A 16,476-nucleotide genomic window follows, 5' to 3' on the forward strand; every position below is an offset into this window, starting at 1 on the left:
CTACCGGCGCTTTGCCAGCCGAAAGAGCCCGCTCTGCGGTCAACATGGGGTAGAACGATATTCAGCATGGGACGAGCAAGTCGTCAGGTGATCATCCAGCAGTGAGAGCCATTGCTGCACGGCTCCTGCCTGGTGAGGCGCATAGATCACCCCAAGGCTTAACGGCATGCTGTCGCCTTCAGCGACAGGACAGAACACTACCCCCTGACGCTGGATCGCGGAAAAGGACGCCGGCAGGAGGATCATGCCTTCCCCACGCGCGATTCGCGCCAGCAGCACATCATGTTCGGCAGGCTCTTCCACATAAGCGGGGGTATAGCCAGCCCGGTCGAAAATGCGCCGCGTGTAGTCAAAGAAATCGGGGTTACGCTCGCGTTTAAACCAGAACAGCGGCCGATGATTGAGCGCGCTTAGCGTTAACGCTGGTATGACGGCTTCCGGCCAGGAGGCTGGCACTGCCGCGATGAGCGGCTCCTGATACGGCAATGGATGCAGGTGCAGCCCTTCAGTATTGAGCGGCAGCGCGACCAGCGCCGCATCGAGTTTGCCTTTGCGCACCTGCTGCGCCAGCGCCGGTGAGGCGTGGCGGGTGATATGCAACCCGCGGGTATGTTCGCTCAGCGCAGATTCAACAGCAGCGAAAATGCCTTGTTCGAAGGCGGTGGTTACGCCCAGACGCAGAGACGGCGGCGAGTGAACGGAGAGCTCACTCAATGCCGCCAGCGTGCGTTCCTGGAGCGCCAGCATGGGCCGAATGATCGCCAGCACCTCTCTGCCCGCGTCGGTAAGGATCAGGCCTTTGCTATGGCGCTGAAACAGCGTCACCCCCAGCTGCGCTTCCAGATAGCGCATATGGCGACTCAGCGGCGGCTGCGAGATAAATAACCGCTGCGCCGCCCGGCTGATGTTATTTTCCTCAGCTACCACGGCAAAGGCACGCAGCAGGCGGATATCGAGAGAATGTAATCGCGAAGTTGTCATACTGAAAAGGTATCACGAAAAGGGTATTACTCAAGTCCGGTAAACTTCCCTACCCTTCCTCTCAACGCATCATCACAGAGAGGAAAAAACGATGTCCAGCGAACGTTATACCACCGGTCAGGAAATGCTTCAGCGCGTGGACGGTAGCGGCGGGGAGGCCGTCGTCAACAGCCTGCGGGATATCGCCCCCGACTTCGCCCGCTATCTGATTGAGTTCCCCTTCGGCGATATTTACGCCCGGCCAGGGCTTGATTTGCGTAGCCGGGAAATCGCCACCATCGCCGCGCTCACCGCGCTGGGTAACGCCGAGCCGCAGCTGAAAGTGCATATTGCCGCGGGATTAAATGTCGGTCTGACGCAAGAGGAAATTACGGAAGTGATCATGCAGATGGCGGTCTACGCCGGATTCCCGGCGGCGCTAAACGGCCTGTTTGCCGCTAAAGCAGTTTTTGCGGCGCACTAACAAAAAAGACCAGGCCGCGCCTGGTCTTTTTCCCGGGACTACAGCAGCTGCGCCAGACGGTTAATATCCGACTGGATCGCCCCGGCGGTCACATCGCGCCCGGCGCCGGGCCCGCGGATCACCAGCGGATTATCGCGATACCAGCGGCTTTCGATAGCGAACACGTTATCGCACGGCAGCAGCGCCGCCAGCGGGTGCTCTTCGCGTACCGCCTCCACGCCGACGCGTGCTTTGCCGTTGGCATCAAAACGCGCCACGTAGCGGAGCACCAGCCCCATCTCGCGGGCCGCCTCCAGGCGCTGCAGCATCTGCTCGTTCAGCTCTTCGCCATTCTCAAAGAAGTGATCGACCGAACCCTCTTCACAGTGCGCCGGGACCAGTGATTCCACGCGCACCTGATCCGGCTCGATGTCGTAACCCGCTTCCCGCGCGAGGATCACCAGCTTGCGCATCACATCTTTACCGGACAGATCGACGCGCGGATCCGGCTCGGTCAGACCCTGCTGCCACGCCTGATCCACCAGGTCGGTGAACGGCACGGTGCCATCAAACTGCAGGAACAGCCAGGAGAGCGTTCCCGAGAAGATACCGCTCAGGCCGAGGATGGTATCGCCGCTGTCGATCAGGTCGCGCACCGTATGGTTCACCGGCAAGCCGGCGCCCACGGTGGCGTTATACAGCCAGTGGCGCCCTGTCTTCTCAAACGCGTCGTGGATCTGGCGATACTTATCGCTGCTGCTGGCCCCCGCCAGCTTGTTGGCGCTGATCACGTGGAAGCCATGGCTGGCGAAATCAAGATACTGGTCTGCCAGCTGCTCGCTGGCGGTGACGTCCAGCACCACTAAATCATCATACGGGTGCGCGCGCATCCACAGGAACAGCGACTCTTCGTCCTGCTCCACCGCTTCATCGTTGAAGAAAGCCAGCGCCCGGCTGGCGTCCAGCCCGTCGTAGTTCAGCAGACTGCGTTTACTGTCGACCACGCCGGCGAGAACAAACTCAAAGCCGGTGCGCGCCGAGAGCGTGGTTTGTTCACGGGCGAACAGCTCCAGCCAGCGGGAACCGATGTTCCCTTTGCCGAACAGCATCAGGCCGATACGCTTTTCGGCACGAAACAAGGACTGGTGCAGCCCCTGGATCAGGCTTTCCGTCGGCCCGGCGCGCAGGACGGCCACCAGGCTGATCCCCTCTTCCGACTGCCAGGTGAACTCTACCGGCTGCCCTTTCAGCTGCTGCCAGAAACGGTGGCAGTGCAGTGGGTTGCGGGTGACGCCCGCGCCCACCATCGCCACCAGCGCCAGCTTCTGACGCAGACGCAGCTCGCCCGGCAGACCTGCCTCATCGAGCAGCTTCAGCGCGCTGTCGGCCACCTCGGAGGTATAGCAGAACTGCAGCAGTTTGCGGTCGGCATGGACGCCAACGGCTAACGGGCGCAGCTGGGCGCGTTTGAGCAGGGCGTCCAGCTCTTTATGCGCCAGTTTGAAATCGTGACCGGCCGGCACCTGGAACTCCACCAGGCAGACATCGTCATGGCTGGTGACAATCCGGGCGCCAGTACCGGAGGCCAGCACGCGCTCAATGCGCGTGGAACCCTGTTCCGGCGTATAGCTGCAGCGTAACTGCAGATCGATATCGCTGGCGGAAACCGGCTGTAGCGTGCGGGCATGGAGCACCGGCGCGGCCAGACGCGCCAGCTCGCTGGCTTCGTCCAGACGCAGCAGCGGCAGCAGACAGGCGTCTTTCACCTTGCGCGGATCCGCGCTGTACACCCCGGCGACGTCGCTCCAGATAGTGACGCGGGAAGCGCCCGCCAGCGCGCCGATCTGGGTGGCAGAGTAGTCAGACCCGTTACGGCCCAGCAGGACGGTTTCACCGGCCTGGTTGCGGGAGATAAAGCCGGTCACCACCAGACGCTTGTTAGGATGCTGCGCCATCAGCTGCTGCAGCAGTGGATAGGATAATCCTTCATCCACCTGCGGCTGCGCGGCGCGTTCCGCGCGCAGGAACGCGCGCGCGTCCAGCCAGGCGGCTTCCATTCCCAGCTGGTTGAGAACCGCCGCCATCAGGCGCGCGGACCACACTTCCCCATGGCCGACCACTTCCGCATAGACCGCTTCGGAAACCCCGCCGTCCAGCAGACCAGCCAGACGCTCAAGGTCGTGGATAAAGGCGGCGATCAACGTATCCGCCGCCGCAGGCTCCACCAGACCGCTAATCAGCTCGGTGTGATAGCGGCGAAGCGACTGCTGAACCTGATGCGCAGCAAGGCGATCGCTCTGGCTAAGCTTAAGCCAGCTGATCAGCTGGTTGGTGGTGCTGCCAGCGGCGGAGACGACCATCATGTCCCCCGCCTGCGAATACTCCTTCATGATCCCCGCGACGCGCAGGTAACATTTCGCATCCGCTAAACTACTCCCACCAAATTTGTGCAGCTGACGACCCTTCGCCCCTGCCTGCGCAATCACACTCATCTTTATTCCTCGTTTGCTGCCCGGAAGCCATTTTCCAGGTCGGCAATTAAATCTTCACCATCTTCGATACCGGTCGAAATACGCAGGAGCGTTTCTGAAATTCCGGCGGCGGCACGCGCTTCAGGCGCCATGCCGGCATGCGTCATCGTTGCCGCATGGGAAATCAGGCTTTCAACGCCCCCCAGCGATTCCGCCAGTGTAAACAGCGACAGCCCGCTCAGGAAGCGGCGCAGCGTCTGCTCGTCACCGTCCAGCTCGAAGCTTAACATTGCGCCAAAACCTTTTTGCTGACGCGCCGCAATTTCATGCCCCTGGTTTTCCGGCAGCGACGGATGATACAGCTTTTTCACCAGCGGCTGGGTTTTCAGATACTCGACGATCGCCAGGGCATTACGTTGCGCCACTTCCATGCGTGGAGAAAGCGTCCGCAGCCCGCGCAACAGCAGATAGCTGTCGAAGGCGCTGCCGGTGACGCCAATGTTATTCGCCCACCATGCCAGTTCGGTGACAGTCGCCGGATCGTTGGCAATCACCACCCCGGCCACCACATCAGAGTGGCCATTAAGGTATTTAGTACAGGAGTGCAACACCAGATCGGCGCCCAGCGCCAGCGGGTTTTGCAGCGCCGGACTCAGGAAGGTGTTATCGACCACGCTGATCGCCCCGGCTTCGCGCGCCAGACCACAGATTTTCGCAATATCCACCACCCGCAGCAATGGATTACTTGGGCTTTCGACCAGCACCAGCTTCGGTTTTTCCGCCAGCGCCGCCCGCAGCGCCTGCTCATCGTTTTGATCGACGAACTGAACGCGATAGCAGCCGCGCTTCGCCAGGCTATCGAACAGACGGTAGCTGCCGCCGTAGCAGTCGTGCGGCGCCACCAGCAGATCGCCAGGCTTAAGGAACACCGTCGTCACCAGCAGGATCGCCGACATACCGGTATTGGTCAGCACCGCGCCAGCGCCGCCCTCCAGCTCCGCTAAAGCGCGCTGCACCACATCACGCGTCGGGTTGCCGCGGCGGGAATAGTCGTGAGCGCGAGGTTCATTAAAGTCGGTGAAGTTATAGGTACTGGAGAGGTGGATCGGCGGGACAACGCAACCGTACTGCTCGTCGTCATTTAAACCGCTACGCACTGCGATGGTGGCCTGTTTACGCGTCATGTTGGGAAGTTCCTGGGCTGAATCGGTGAAAAGTCAGGCTCCAGAGTAAACATTGTCACAATAGACGTCAATACATCTGGACATCTAAACTTCTTTGCGTATAGATTGAGCAAAGTGCAAATAGCCGTTAAAATTATATGCATTAGCGCACGTCGGCGGCGGCTTATCTCATGTCAGAAAGCCCGCGCATACGGTAAACTACGCGCGATTATAGCCCGGGCGGAATATTCTGGCCCTTCACTAATAAACAGAGGATTAAGGTATCTCATGGCTGAATGGAGCGGCGAATATATCAGCCCATACGCTGAGCACGGTAAGAAGAGTGAGCAAGTAAAGAAAATTACGGTTTCCATTCCTCTGAAGGTGTTAAAAATCCTCACCGATGAACGCACGCGTCGTCAGGTGAATAACCTGCGTCACGCGACCAACAGCGAACTGCTGTGCGAAGCGTTCCTGCATGCCTTTACCGGACAACCGTTGCCTAACGATGAAGACCTGCGTAAAGAGCGCAGCGATGAGATCCCGGAAGCGGCGAAAGCGATTATGCGTGAACTGGGTATCGACCCGGATACGTGGGAATACTGAGACGATAAAAAGGGCGGAAGCACGCTTCCGCCCTTTTTCTTTCCCGCCCAGGCAGGCGAGAGACACAAAAAAGCCGCCCTGAGGCGGCTTCTTCTGGCAACTTACTTGCTGCCCGGGATGCTGAAGCGCTTGTTGAAGCGGTCAACACGGCCACCGGTAGCAACATCACGCTGTTTGCCGGTGAAGAACGGGTGGCATTTGCCGCACACGTCGAGGTTCAGGTCGTGACCTACGGTGGAGCGGATTTTCATGACATTACCGCAAGAACAGGTAGCAGTAATTTCGTCGTAATTTGGGTGAATACCTTTTTTCATGGGAGAACCTCAGTTAAGGCCGCGTCGCTCTTCCAGCCCTAACGCCAGACACCACGCGATATTAGTAATTTCCCGTCGCCCTCTACGCTGTTGACAGCGTGAAGCACGCGGTAATGGTCAATCTTCAATGCGATATAAAGCGCATCAAAGGCGGCGAATCATACAGAATTTGACCAGCATATGCAAACTGATCCGCGCCGCCTTATCGTAATGTGTATACTATCCCGCCAGATTTCAAGTCAGGAAGATGACATGCCCGTCGCCCACGTTGCCCTACCCGTTCCGCTACCGCGCACTTTTGACTATCTGCTGCCTGAAGGCATGGCGGTCAAAGCGGGCTGTCGGGTGCGGGTGCCGTTCGGCAAACAGGAGCGGATCGGTATTGTCGCGGCGGTCAGCGAACGCAGCGAGCTGCAGCTGGACGAGCTAAAACCGGTCGCGGAAGCGCTGGACGACGAACCGGTCTTCTCCGGTACCATCTGGCGGCTGCTGATGTGGGCGGCTGAGTATTACCATCATCCGATTGGCGATGTGCTGTTCCATGCGCTGCCCATTCTGCTGCGCCAGGGCAAACCCGCCAGCGCGACGCCGCTGTGGTACTGGTTCGCCACCGAGCAGGGGCAGGCCGTCGACCTTAACGGTCTGAAACGCTCGCCGAAGCAGCAGCAGGCGCTGGCGGCGCTGCGCCAGGGAAAAATCTGGCGTCATCAGGTTGGCGAACTGGAATTTAATGAAGCGGCGCTGCAGGCGCTGCGCGGCAAAGGGCTGGCGGAGCTGGCCTGCGAAGCGCCCGCCCTCACCGACTGGCGCAGCGCGTATTCGGTTGCCGGCGAACGCCTGCGTCTTAATACCGAGCAAGCCACCGCCGTCGGGGCGATCCACAGCGCCGCCGATCGCTTCTCCGCCTGGCTGCTGGCGGGTATTACCGGCTCAGGGAAAACGGAAGTCTATTTGAGCGTGCTGGAGAATGTGCTGGCGCAGGGGCGCCAGGCGCTGGTGATGGTGCCGGAGATCGGTCTGACGCCGCAGACCATCGCCCGTTTCCGCCAGCGCTTTAACGCGCCGGTGGAAGTGCTGCACTCCGGACTCAATGACAGCGAACGTCTTTCGGCCTGGCTGAAGGCGAAAAACGGCGAAGCGGCCATTGTGATCGGCACCCGCTCCTCGCTGTTTACCCCGTTTAAAGACCTCGGCGTCATCGTTATCGACGAAGAGCATGACAGCTCCTACAAGCAGCAGGAGGGCTGGCGCTACCATGCCCGCGACCTGGCGGTATGGCGCGCCCACAGCGAACAGATCCCGATTATTCTCGGCTCGGCGACGCCGGCGCTGGAGACCCTGCATAACGTCCGCCAGGGCAAATACCGCCAGTTAACCTTAAGCAAACGCGCGGGCAATGCGCGCCCTGCCCAGCAGCACGTGCTCGATCTCAAAGGGCAACCGCTGCAGGCGGGTCTGTCTCCCGCGCTGATTAACCGTATGCGCCAGCATCTGCAGGCGGATAACCAGGTGATCCTGTTTCTTAACCGCCGCGGCTTTGCGCCAGCGCTGCTGTGCCACGACTGCGGTTGGATAGCGGAATGTCCGCGCTGCGACAGCTACTACACGTTGCACCAGGCGCAGCACCATCTGCGCTGCCACCATTGCGACAGTCAGCGCCCTATCCCGCGCCAATGTCCCTCCTGCGGCTCCACGCACCTGGTGCCGGTGGGTATCGGCACCGAACAGCTGGAGCAGGCCCTGGCGCCGCTGTTCCCTGACGTGCCTATCTCGCGTATCGACCGCGATACCACCAGCCGCAAAGGGGCGCTGGAGGAGCATCTCGCCGCCGTCCATCGCGGCGGGGCGCGTATTTTAATTGGCACCCAGATGCTGGCCAAAGGCCACCACTTCCCGGACGTCACCCTCGTCTCCCTGCTGGACGTCGACGGGGCGCTGTTTTCCGCGGATTTCCGCTCCGCCGAGCGTTTCGCTCAGCTCTATACCCAGGTCTCCGGGCGAGCGGGACGGGCAGGAAAACAGGGCGAAGTGATCCTGCAAACCCACCATCCTGAACACCCTCTGCTGCAGACCCTGCTGTATAAAGGCTACGACGCCTTCGCCGAACAGGCGCTGGCAGAGCGGCAGACAATGCAGCTACCGCCGTGGACCAGCCATGTGCTGATTCGTGCGGAAGACCATAACAACCAGCAGGCGCCGCTGTTTTTACAACAGCTGCGCAATCTGCTGCAGGCCAGTCCGCTGGCCGACGACAAGCTATGGGTGCTCGGTCCGGTTCCGGCGCTGGCGCCGAAGCGCGGCGGCCGCTGGCGGTGGCAGATATTGCTGCAGCATCCTTCGCGGGTACGCCTGCAGCATATCGTCAGCGGTACGCTGGCGCTGATCAATACGCTGCCGGAGGCGAAAAAAGTGAAGTGGGTGCTGGATGTCGATCCTATTGAAGGGTAAGCCTTCTCTTGCGAGCCGGATCGAAAAATTTAACAAGCATCACGTTTTTCATGAAAATTCTGTAACTCACTGCCGCGACTATCTGATAAAAATGATGCAGCAGTTAGCGCGCAAGGGAAATGCCAGCGCCATTCAGCGAGGAGAAACCAGGTGAAGCCCAAAAAACAAGTGGTTGCCGCCACCATGAAAGACGTCGCCTTAAAGGCAAACGTTTCCACGGCAACCGTGTCCCGAGCGTTGATGAACCCTGATAAGGTGTCGCAAGCCACCCGTAACCGGGTCGAGCAGGCGGCGCTGGAAGTCGGCTATTTACCGCAGTCGCTCGGACGCAATATGAAGCGCAACGAATCGCGGACGATCCTCGTGATCGTCCCGGATATCTGCGATCCCTTTTTTAGCGAAGTGATCCGCGGTATTGAAGTCACTGCCGCCGAGCACGGATATCTGGTGTTAATCGGCGATTGCGCCCACCAGAATCAGAAAGAAAAAACCTTTATCGACCTTATCATCACCAAGCAGATTGACGGCATGGTGCTGCTCAGCTCGCGCCTGCCGTTTGACGCCAGCGTGGAAGAGCAGCGCAATTTGCCGCCGATGGTCATGTCGAACGAGTTCGCGCCGGAGCTGGAGCTGCCCACCGTCCACATCGATAACCTGACGGCGGCTTTTAACGCGGTAAACTATCTTCACGAGCTGGGACACCAGCGTATCGGCTGCATCGCCGGCCCGGAAGATATGCCGCTGTGCCATTATCGCCTGCAGGGTTACGTGCAGGCGCTGCGCCGCAGCGGTATCACCGTTGACCCGCACTATATCGCTCGCGGCAACTTTACCTTCGAAGCTGGCGCCAATGCGCTGGAGCAGCTGCTGTCGCAGCCGGTACCGCCCACCGCGGTCTTTTGCCATAGCGATGTGATGGCGCTGGGCGCCTTATCGCTGGCGAAACGCCGCGGTCTGAAAGTGCCGGACGACCTGTCGATTGTCGGCTTCGATAACATCGCGTTGTCTGAATTTTGCGATCCGCCATTGACCACCGTGTCACAGCCGCGTTTTGATATCGGCCGTGAAGGAATGCTGCTATTACTTGAGCAAATGCAGGGTCATAACGTGAACAGCGGCTCTCGCCTGCTCGATTGCGAACTGATTGTTCGCGGCAGTACGCAAAAAATCAGACGATAACCATCAGGCTTTCGGGCCTGCTCTTCTGGTCAAAGGCCCGCCGCTTAAGTAACATGGCGGGCTGACGAACGAATATAAGACAGCGAAACGATAGTGGCACAACGAGATTATGTACGCCGCAGCCAACCGGCTTCTTCGCGGCGCAAAAAGAGCACTACCCGAAGCTCAAGGAATAAGCAAAGCAGCCTCCCGGCAATTTCACCGGCTATGGTGGCGATCGCGGCGGCTGTGCTGGTGGCCTTTATCGGTGGACTCTATTTCATTACGCACCATAAGAAAGAAGAAGCGGAAGCGATGCAAAATCGCCAGGCCGCCGGCAACGGCTTGCCGCCAAAACCGGAAGAGCGCTGGCGCTATATTAAAGAGCTGGAAAGCCGCCAGCCGGGCGTTCGCGCGCCGACCGAACCGACCGCCGGCGGCGAAGTGATGAAACCGGAGCAACTGACCGACGAACAGCGTCAGCTGCTGGCCCAGATGCAGGCCGATATGCGTCAACAGCCGACTCAGCTGACCGAAGTGCCGTGGAACGAACAAACGCCGGCCCAGCGCCAGCAGACGCTGCAGCGTCAGCGTTTAGCGCAGCAACAGCAGCAGGCGCAACAGCAACAGTGGGCGCAAACTCAGCAGCAGACCGTGCAGCAGCCGCCGCGCGTTCAGCAGCCGAAGCCGGTCCAGCAGCAACAGCCGAAGCAGACCGCGTCAAACCAGCAGCCGTACCAGGATCTGCTGCAGACGCCGGCGCACACTACGACTACGCAGCCGCGCGCGCAGGCCGCCGCGCCGGTGACTCGAGTGGAGGAAGCGCCGAAAACGACCGCCGAGAAAAAAGACGATCGTAGCTGGATGATCCAATGCGGCTCCTTTAAAGGCGCCGAGCAGGCCGAAACCGTCCGCGCTCAGCTGGCTTTCGAAGGGTTTGCTTCGCACATCACCACCAACAACGGCTGGAACCGCGTGGTCATTGGCCCGCTGAAAGGCAAAGAAAGCGCCAACGAGATGATCACCCGCCTGAAGATGGCTGGACACGCGAACTGCATTCGTCTCGCCGCCAGGGGTTGAAACCCTCAAAATCCCCCCCATCTATAATTGCATTCGGCCCCGCGGACAGCGCGGGGCCCCTGTTCCGCTTTTGCAACCAAGGGGTCTGCTCGTGACTACAATTGTAAGTGTTCGCCGTAACGGCCATGTTGTTATTGCCGGTGATGGCCAGGCCACGCTGGGCAACACCGTAATGAAGGGCAACGTGAAAAAAGTGCGTCGTCTGTACAACGACAAAGTGATTGCCGGTTTCGCTGGCGGCACCGCCGATGCCTTCACGCTGTTCGAACTGTTTGAACGCAAACTGGAAATGCACCAGGGCCATCTGGTGAAGGCCGCCGTTGAGCTGGCTAAAGACTGGCGAACCGATCGGATGTTGCGCAAGCTGGAAGCGCTGCTGGCCGTCGCGGACGAAAACGCGTCGCTTATCATCACCGGTAACGGTGACGTGGTACAGCCGGAAAACGATTTGATTGCTATCGGCTCCGGCGGTCCTTACGCCCAGGCCGCGGCCCGCGCGCTGCTGGAAAACACCGATATGGGCGCGCGCGATATCGCCGAGAAAGCGTTGGATATTGCAGGTGATATCTGCATCTATACCAACCATTTCCACACCATCGAAGAATTACCTTCTAAAGCGTAAGGATCTCCCATGTCTGAAATGACCCCACGCGAAATTGTCAGCGAACTGGACAAACACATTATCGGCCAGGACGCCGCCAAGCGTTCTGTTGCTATCGCCCTGCGTAACCGCTGGCGCCGGATGCAGCTTAACGAAGAGCTGCGTCATGAAGTCACGCCGAAAAACATTCTGATGATCGGCCCAACCGGCGTCGGTAAAACCGAAATCGCTCGTCGTCTGGCGAAACTGGCCAACGCGCCGTTTATTAAAGTTGAAGCGACGAAGTTCACCGAAGTGGGCTATGTCGGTAAAGAAGTGGACTCTATCATCCGCGATCTGACCGATGCGGCGATCAAAATGGTTCGTATGCAGTCCATCGATAAGAACCGTTACCGCGCGGAAGAGCTGGCGGAAGAGCGCGTGCTTGACGTGCTGATCCCACCGGCGAAGAACAACTGGGGCCAGACTGAGCCGTCGCAGGAACCGTCTGCGGCGCGCCAGGCGTTCCGTAAGAAACTGCGTGAAGGCCAGCTGGACGATAAAGAGATTGAAATCGATCTCGCTGCGGCGCCGATGGGCGTTGAAATCATGTCCCCTCCGGGCATGGAAGAGATGACCAGCCAGCTGCAGTCCATGTTCCAGAACCTCGGCGGCCAGAAGCAGAAACCGCGTAAGCTGAAAATCAAAGACGCGATGAAGCTGCTGATTGAAGAAGAAGCGGCCAAACTGGTCAATCCGGAAGAGCTGAAGCAGGAAGCCATCGACGCTGTTGAGCAGCACGGTATCGTCTTTATCGACGAAATCGACAAAATCTGTAAGCGCGGCGGCAACACCTCCGGCCCGGACGTCTCCCGTGAAGGCGTACAGCGCGACCTGCTGCCGCTGGTGGAAGGCTGCACCGTCTCCACCAAGCACGGGATGGTCAAGACCGACCACATCCTGTTTATCGCCTCCGGCGCGTTCCAGGTGGCCAGCCCGTCCGATCTGATCCCGGAACTGCAGGGGCGTCTGCCGATCCGCGTTGAGCTGAAGGCGCTGACCACCCATGACTTCGAGCGCATCCTGACCGAACCGAACGCCTCCATCACCGTGCAGTACAAGGCGCTGATGGCGACCGAAGGGGTGAATATCGAATTCACCGAAGACGGTATCAAGCGTATCGCTCAGGCCGCATGGCAGGTAAACGAAACCACCGAGAACATCGGCGCGCGCCGTCTGCACACCGTGCTGGAGCGCCTGGTGGAAGATATCTCCTATGATGCCAGCGAGATGAACGGCCAGACCGTCACTATCGATGCCGAATATGTGAGTAAGCACCTTGATGTTCTGGTGGCAGATGAAGATCTGAGCCGTTTTATCCTATAATCCGGTGCAATGCATTTTCATCACTGTTGATGGGGGCTATCGCCCCCATTTTTATTGGCTAAAATAACTATGACTGATATCAGCCGTTCTCAGGCGTGGCTGGAAAGCCTGCGTCCTAAAACGTTACCGCTGGCGTTTGCCGCGATTATTGTTGGCACCGTCCTTGCTTGGGAGCAGGGGCATTTTGATCCCTGGGTCGCCCTGCTGGCGCTGATCACCGCCGGCTTGCTGCAAATTCTTTCCAACCTCGCCAATGACTACGGCGACGCGGTCAAGGGGAGCGATAAACCGGACCGCATCGGGCCGCTGCGCGGGATGCAGAAAGGGGTGATTACCCCCCAGCAGATGAAGCGCGCCTTGATTGTCACCGTCGCGCTGATCTGTCTGTTTGGTCTGGCGCTACTGTGCGTCGCCTGGCAGAGCGTCGGCGATTTCATCGGTTTCCTCGCGCTGGGTGGCCTGTCGATTGTGGCCGCCATCACCTACACAGTGGGCACCCGCCCGTATGGTTATATTGGCCTCGGTGATATTTCGGTACTCGTTTTCTTCGGCTGGCTGAGCGTCCTCGGCAGCTGGTATCTGCAAGCCCACAATGTGGAAGCGGCCATTTTTCTGCCGGCAACGGCCTGCGGTCTGCTGGCGACCGCCGTACTGAACATCAATAACCTGCGTGATATCGACAGCGACCGGCAGAACGGGAAGAACACCCTCGCCGTGCGCCTGGGGCCGGTCAATGCCCGCCGCTATCATGCCTGCCTGCTGCTCGGCGCCCTGCTGTGTCTGGCGCTGTTTAACCTGCTGGCGCTGCATTCTGCGTGGGGCTGGCTGTTTATTCTCGCCACGCCGCTGCTGGTCAAACAGGCGCGTTACGTCCTGCGCGAATCCGATCCGCTGGCGATGCGGCCGATGCTCGAAAAGACGGTCAAAGGGGCTTTACTGACCAACCTGCTGTTTGTTATCGGGATTATTGCCAGTAAGCTGGCGGCTTAACTGACAAATATCAATTAACAATTGATGATTTTGCCAACAATGCGATTCGCGGGATATACTAAAAACTCTCGCAGCAACTGAACGTTAAGCCTATGAAATACGATACTTCCGAGCTTTGTGACATCTACCAGGAAGATGTCAACGTCGTGGAACCGCTGTTCTCTAACTTTGGAGGACGGTCGTCGTTTGGTGGACAGATCATTACGGTAAAATGTTTCGAGGATAACGGGTTGCTCTACGATCTGCTCGAGCAGAATGGCCGTGGTCATATTCTCCTGATCGACGGCGGCGGCTCAGTACGACGCGCGTTAATTGACGCTGACCTGGCGCGTCTGGCCGTACAGAATGAATGGGAAGGGTTGGTGGTCTATGGCGCGGTGCGCCAGGTTGACGACCTTGAGGAACTGGATATCGGCATCCAGGCGCTGGCGGCCATTCCGGTCGGCGCGGCTGGCGAAGGCATCGGCGAAAGCGACGTGCGCGTCAATTTCGGCGGCGTAACCTTCTTCAGCGGCGACCATCTGTATGCCGATAACACCGGGATGATTCTGTCGGAAGACCCGCTGGATATCGAATAAATCTTGCGCCATAAAAAAGGCCTTCTCCATGAGAAGGCCTTTTGTTTATCCGGCGCGTAACTTAGTACAGTTTCTTCGCGCAATCCAGCCAGTCGTTCTTGAACGGACGCTTCATGTTCTCGATGGCATCGATGATGTCGTGGTGCACCAGCTTCTCGTTCTGGATGCCGACGCAACGGCCGCCATGGCCCTGCAGCAGCAGCTCAATCGCATAGGCGCCCATGCGGGAAGCCAGGATACGGTCGTAAGGAACCGGGGAACCGCCGCGCTGAATGTGGCCGAGGACGGTAGCGCGGGTTTCACGGCCGGTCTCTTTCTCGATGTAGCTTGCCAGCTCGTCAACGTCGCACATGTGCTCGGTGATCGCCACGATAGCGTGTTTCTTCCCTTTCGCGATGCCGGCTTTGATTTCCGCTACCAGATCGTCACGGGTATATTCCACTTCCGGCACCATGATGAACTCACAGCCGCCGGCAATCGCCGCCGCCAGAGTCAGGTCGCCACAGTAACGGCCCATCACTTCCACCACGGAGATACGCTGGTGCGAAGAGGAGGTGTCGCGCAGACGGTCAATCGCTTCCACCACGGTGCTCAGAGCGGTGAAGAAGCCGATGGTGTAGTCAGTGCCTTTGATATCGTTGTCGATAGTGCCCGGCAGGCCGATGCACGGGAAGCCCATCTCGGTCAGGCGCATCGCCCCCATATAGGACCCGTCACCACCGATAACCACCAGCGCGTCCAGGCCACGCTTCTTCATGTTTTCGATAGCCACTGCGCGGATGTGTTCTTCGCGGAATTCCGGGAAGCGAGCGGAGCCCAGGAAGGTGCCGCCGCGGTTGATCATGTCGGAAACGCTGTAACGGTCGAGCTGAACCATACGGTCTTCGTACAAGCCGAGGTAACCGTCATAGATTCCAAAAACTTCCAGACCTTCCGTTAATGCCGCGCGCACAACGCCACGAATTGCTGCGTTCATGCCCGGCGCATCACCGCCACTTGTCAACACACCGATTTTCTTAATCATGACTACCTCTGAACTTAGGAAGCAAAAAATAATTCTGTTGCCTGAAGCGCTCCCTCACCAGGAGTGCACGACGCTAATGACAATAGTATATCAAACGCCTCAAGCTGAATTGATTCAGGTCAGACCAAACGGCGGTAATTTATACAAAAAATGCCGAGCTGACCCACATTTTTACATCGAGTTTACAGACTATAACCTAACGCTCAAAAAAGCCCTGCTGCGCCGCCGGCACCACAGAACTGGGATCCTGATGGATAATGACATCGGAACCCGGGAAACGGCGCAGAATCGCCTGCTCCACCTGGTCTGCAATCACGTGGGCTTGCACCAGCGGGAGGTTATCTTCCATTTCCAAATGAATCTGAATAAAGCGGGTCGGCCCTGACTGCCGCGTTCGTAGATCGTGCGCCCCGCGGATGCCGGGCCATGCGGTCACGATGGTGATAATGTCCTGACGCTCCTCGTCAGGCAAAGCGCGGTCGAGTAACGACTGAACCGCCTCATAGCCCATCCGCAGCGCGCTATATAAAATATAGATGCCAATTCCTAAGGCAAACAACGCATCGGCGCGATGCCAGCCGTACCAGGAGAGGCCCAGCGCCACCAGAATGGCGCCGTTCATCATAACATCAGACTGATAATGAAGCATATCCGCCCGCACCGCCTGGCTTTGGGTTTTTCGCACCACCCAGCGCTGGAAGGTCACCAGCGCCAGCGTGCTGAACAGGGCAATCAACGTGACGACAACCCCGACGCCGGCGGCCTGTAGCGGCTCCGGACGCACCAGGTGCTGAATACCGGTTAGAAACAGAAACAGCGCCGAGCCGGAGATAAACATGCTTTGCGCCAGCGCCGCCAGCGACTCTGCTTTGCCGTGGCCAAAGGTATGTTCTTCATCAGCAGGCTGCAGCGAATAGCGCACCACCAGCAGGTTGGTCAGCGAGGCGGCAATATCCACCAGCGAATCCACCAGCGCGGCCAGAATACTGACTGAACCGGTATACCACCACGCAAAAATTTTGATCAAAAGTAACGCGGAGGCCATCGCCGTCGCAGCGATAGCGGCGCGGCTGACCAACCGGCCATAAGATTGATTCATATAGGCTCCTTCTCCTGCACTGCGCTTAGTATAACCTGAACTGGTGACGCTCAAGGGACAGGCGAAGAAGTTGATTTGCCGAAAAAAGGGCAAAAAAAACCCCCACATCATGTGGGGGAAGACAGGGATGGTGTCTATGGCAAGGAAAACAGGGTT

Annotated in this window: 15 protein-coding genes; 9 read left to right on the forward strand and 6 right to left on the reverse strand. The window is 58.8% G+C overall.

Going from position 1 to position 16,476, the window contains the following annotated elements:
* Nucleotides 1-39: 39 nt before the first annotated feature.
* Nucleotides 40-981, reverse strand: coding sequence for a LysR family transcriptional regulator (locus AC6CWS_RS20480; RefSeq protein ID WP_065883454.1), 942 nt, complete (start codon nucleotides 979-981; stop codon nucleotides 40-42).
* 91 nt (nucleotides 982-1,072) lie between these two features.
* Here AC6CWS_RS20480 and AC6CWS_RS20485 point away from each other — a divergent pair, with 91 nt between their 5' ends.
* Nucleotides 1,073-1,444: a carboxymuconolactone decarboxylase family protein gene (locus AC6CWS_RS20485; RefSeq protein WP_023291530.1), complete on the forward strand. Its 372-nt coding sequence runs from the start codon at nucleotides 1,073-1,075 to the stop codon at nucleotides 1,442-1,444.
* A 38-nt stretch (nucleotides 1,445-1,482) separates the two neighbouring features.
* Here AC6CWS_RS20485 and AC6CWS_RS20490 read toward each other — a convergent pair whose 3' ends face one another.
* Nucleotides 1,483-3,915: a bifunctional aspartate kinase/homoserine dehydrogenase II gene (locus AC6CWS_RS20490; RefSeq protein WP_065883455.1), complete on the reverse strand. Its 2,433-nt coding sequence runs from the start codon at nucleotides 3,913-3,915 to the stop codon at nucleotides 1,483-1,485.
* Nucleotides 3,916-3,917: 2 nt separating this feature from the next.
* Complete coding sequence (gene metB, locus AC6CWS_RS20495) at nucleotides 3,918-5,078, reverse strand: cystathionine gamma-synthase (RefSeq protein WP_004203678.1); 1,161 nt, start codon at nucleotides 5,076-5,078, stop codon at nucleotides 3,918-3,920.
* 267 nt (nucleotides 5,079-5,345) lie between these two features.
* Here metB and metJ point away from each other — a divergent pair, with 267 nt between their 5' ends.
* Nucleotides 5,346-5,663 carry a met regulon transcriptional regulator MetJ gene (gene metJ, locus AC6CWS_RS20500; RefSeq protein ID WP_002882924.1) on the forward strand — a complete coding sequence of 106 codons (318 nt, stop codon included), beginning with the start codon at nucleotides 5,346-5,348 and terminating at the stop codon, nucleotides 5,661-5,663.
* 101 nt (nucleotides 5,664-5,764) lie between these two features.
* Here the strand turns inward: metJ and rpmE are convergent, their stop codons facing one another.
* Nucleotides 5,765-5,977 (reverse strand): 50S ribosomal protein L31, encoded by a 213-nt coding sequence (gene rpmE / locus AC6CWS_RS20505; protein ID WP_002882922.1) that lies wholly within the window; start codon nucleotides 5,975-5,977, stop codon nucleotides 5,765-5,767.
* A 252-nt stretch (nucleotides 5,978-6,229) separates the two neighbouring features.
* On the opposite strand from rpmE, the gene priA reads away from it, so the two are divergent.
* From priA to rraA, 7 genes are all read left to right on the forward strand, one after another.
* Nucleotides 6,230-8,425 carry a primosomal protein N' gene (gene priA, locus AC6CWS_RS20510; RefSeq protein WP_065883459.1) on the forward strand — a complete coding sequence of 732 codons (2,196 nt, stop codon included), beginning with the start codon at nucleotides 6,230-6,232 and terminating at the stop codon, nucleotides 8,423-8,425.
* A 150-nt stretch (nucleotides 8,426-8,575) separates the two neighbouring features.
* A complete protein-coding gene (gene cytR / locus AC6CWS_RS20515; RefSeq protein ID WP_004203676.1) occupies nucleotides 8,576-9,604 on the forward strand; it encodes a DNA-binding transcriptional regulator CytR in 1,029 nt (342 codons plus the stop codon).
* A 93-nt stretch (nucleotides 9,605-9,697) separates the two neighbouring features.
* The gene (gene ftsN / locus AC6CWS_RS20520) at nucleotides 9,698-10,663 is read left to right on the forward strand and encodes a cell division protein FtsN (protein ID WP_071997579.1); all 966 of its coding nucleotides are present in this window, start codon (nucleotides 9,698-9,700) and stop codon (nucleotides 10,661-10,663) included.
* Nucleotides 10,664-10,754: 91 nt separating this feature from the next.
* Nucleotides 10,755-11,285: an ATP-dependent protease subunit HslV gene (gene hslV, locus AC6CWS_RS20525; RefSeq protein WP_002882918.1), complete on the forward strand. Its 531-nt coding sequence runs from the start codon at nucleotides 10,755-10,757 to the stop codon at nucleotides 11,283-11,285.
* A 9-nt stretch (nucleotides 11,286-11,294) separates the two neighbouring features.
* Entirely contained in the window at nucleotides 11,295-12,629 is a 1,335-nt protein-coding gene (gene hslU / locus AC6CWS_RS20530) for an ATP-dependent protease ATPase subunit HslU (protein ID WP_002882917.1), read from the forward strand.
* 69 nt (nucleotides 12,630-12,698) lie between these two features.
* Complete coding sequence (gene menA, locus AC6CWS_RS20535; protein ID WP_004203673.1) at nucleotides 12,699-13,619, forward strand: 1,4-dihydroxy-2-naphthoate polyprenyltransferase; 921 nt, start codon at nucleotides 12,699-12,701, stop codon at nucleotides 13,617-13,619.
* Nucleotides 13,620-13,711: 92 nt separating this feature from the next.
* The gene (rraA, locus tag AC6CWS_RS20540; RefSeq protein WP_002882913.1) at nucleotides 13,712-14,197 is read left to right on the forward strand and encodes a ribonuclease E activity regulator RraA; all 486 of its coding nucleotides are present in this window, start codon (nucleotides 13,712-13,714) and stop codon (nucleotides 14,195-14,197) included.
* Nucleotides 14,198-14,258: 61 nt separating this feature from the next.
* Here the strand turns inward: rraA and pfkA are convergent, their stop codons facing one another.
* Both pfkA and fieF read right to left on the reverse strand, forming a co-directional pair.
* Nucleotides 14,259-15,221: a 6-phosphofructokinase gene (gene pfkA / locus AC6CWS_RS20545; RefSeq protein WP_002882911.1), complete on the reverse strand. Its 963-nt coding sequence runs from the start codon at nucleotides 15,219-15,221 to the stop codon at nucleotides 14,259-14,261.
* A 196-nt stretch (nucleotides 15,222-15,417) separates the two neighbouring features.
* On the reverse strand, nucleotides 15,418-16,320 hold the full coding sequence (fieF, locus tag AC6CWS_RS20550) for a CDF family cation-efflux transporter FieF (RefSeq protein ID WP_008807873.1): 903 nt from the start codon (nucleotides 16,318-16,320) through the stop codon (nucleotides 15,418-15,420).
* Between the last annotated feature and the right edge of the window lie 156 nt (nucleotides 16,321-16,476).

Source organism: Klebsiella sp. M041 (assembly GCF_059759695.1).

Bases quoted from the DNA above. Each gene is read 5' to 3' on its own strand.
- hslU (WP_002882917.1), top strand. From the start codon at position 11,295: ATGTCTGAAATGACCCCACGCGAAATTGTCAGCGAACTGGACAAACAC.
- metB (WP_004203678.1), bottom strand. From the start codon at position 5,078: ATGACGCGTAAACAGGCCACCATCGCAGTGCGTAGCGGTTTAAATGAC.
- AC6CWS_RS20480 (WP_065883454.1), bottom strand. From the start codon at position 981: ATGACAACTTCGCGATTACATTCTCTCGATATCCGCCTGCTGCGTGCC.
- AC6CWS_RS20490 (WP_065883455.1), bottom strand. From the start codon at position 3,915: ATGAGTGTGATTGCGCAGGCAGGGGCGAAGGGTCGTCAGCTGCACAAA.
- rraA (WP_002882913.1), top strand. From the start codon at position 13,712: ATGAAATACGATACTTCCGAGCTTTGTGACATCTACCAGGAAGATGTC.
- AC6CWS_RS20485 (WP_023291530.1), top strand. From the start codon at position 1,073: ATGTCCAGCGAACGTTATACCACCGGTCAGGAAATGCTTCAGCGCGTG.
- fieF (WP_008807873.1), bottom strand. From the start codon at position 16,320: ATGAATCAATCTTATGGCCGGTTGGTCAGCCGCGCCGCTATCGCTGCG.
- metJ (WP_002882924.1), top strand. From the start codon at position 5,346: ATGGCTGAATGGAGCGGCGAATATATCAGCCCATACGCTGAGCACGGT.
- rpmE (WP_002882922.1), bottom strand. From the start codon at position 5,977: ATGAAAAAAGGTATTCACCCAAATTACGACGAAATTACTGCTACCTGT.
- pfkA (WP_002882911.1), bottom strand. From the start codon at position 15,221: ATGATTAAGAAAATCGGTGTGTTGACAAGTGGCGGTGATGCGCCGGGC.
- menA (WP_004203673.1), top strand. From the start codon at position 12,699: ATGACTGATATCAGCCGTTCTCAGGCGTGGCTGGAAAGCCTGCGTCCT.
- priA (WP_065883459.1), top strand. From the start codon at position 6,230: ATGCCCGTCGCCCACGTTGCCCTACCCGTTCCGCTACCGCGCACTTTT.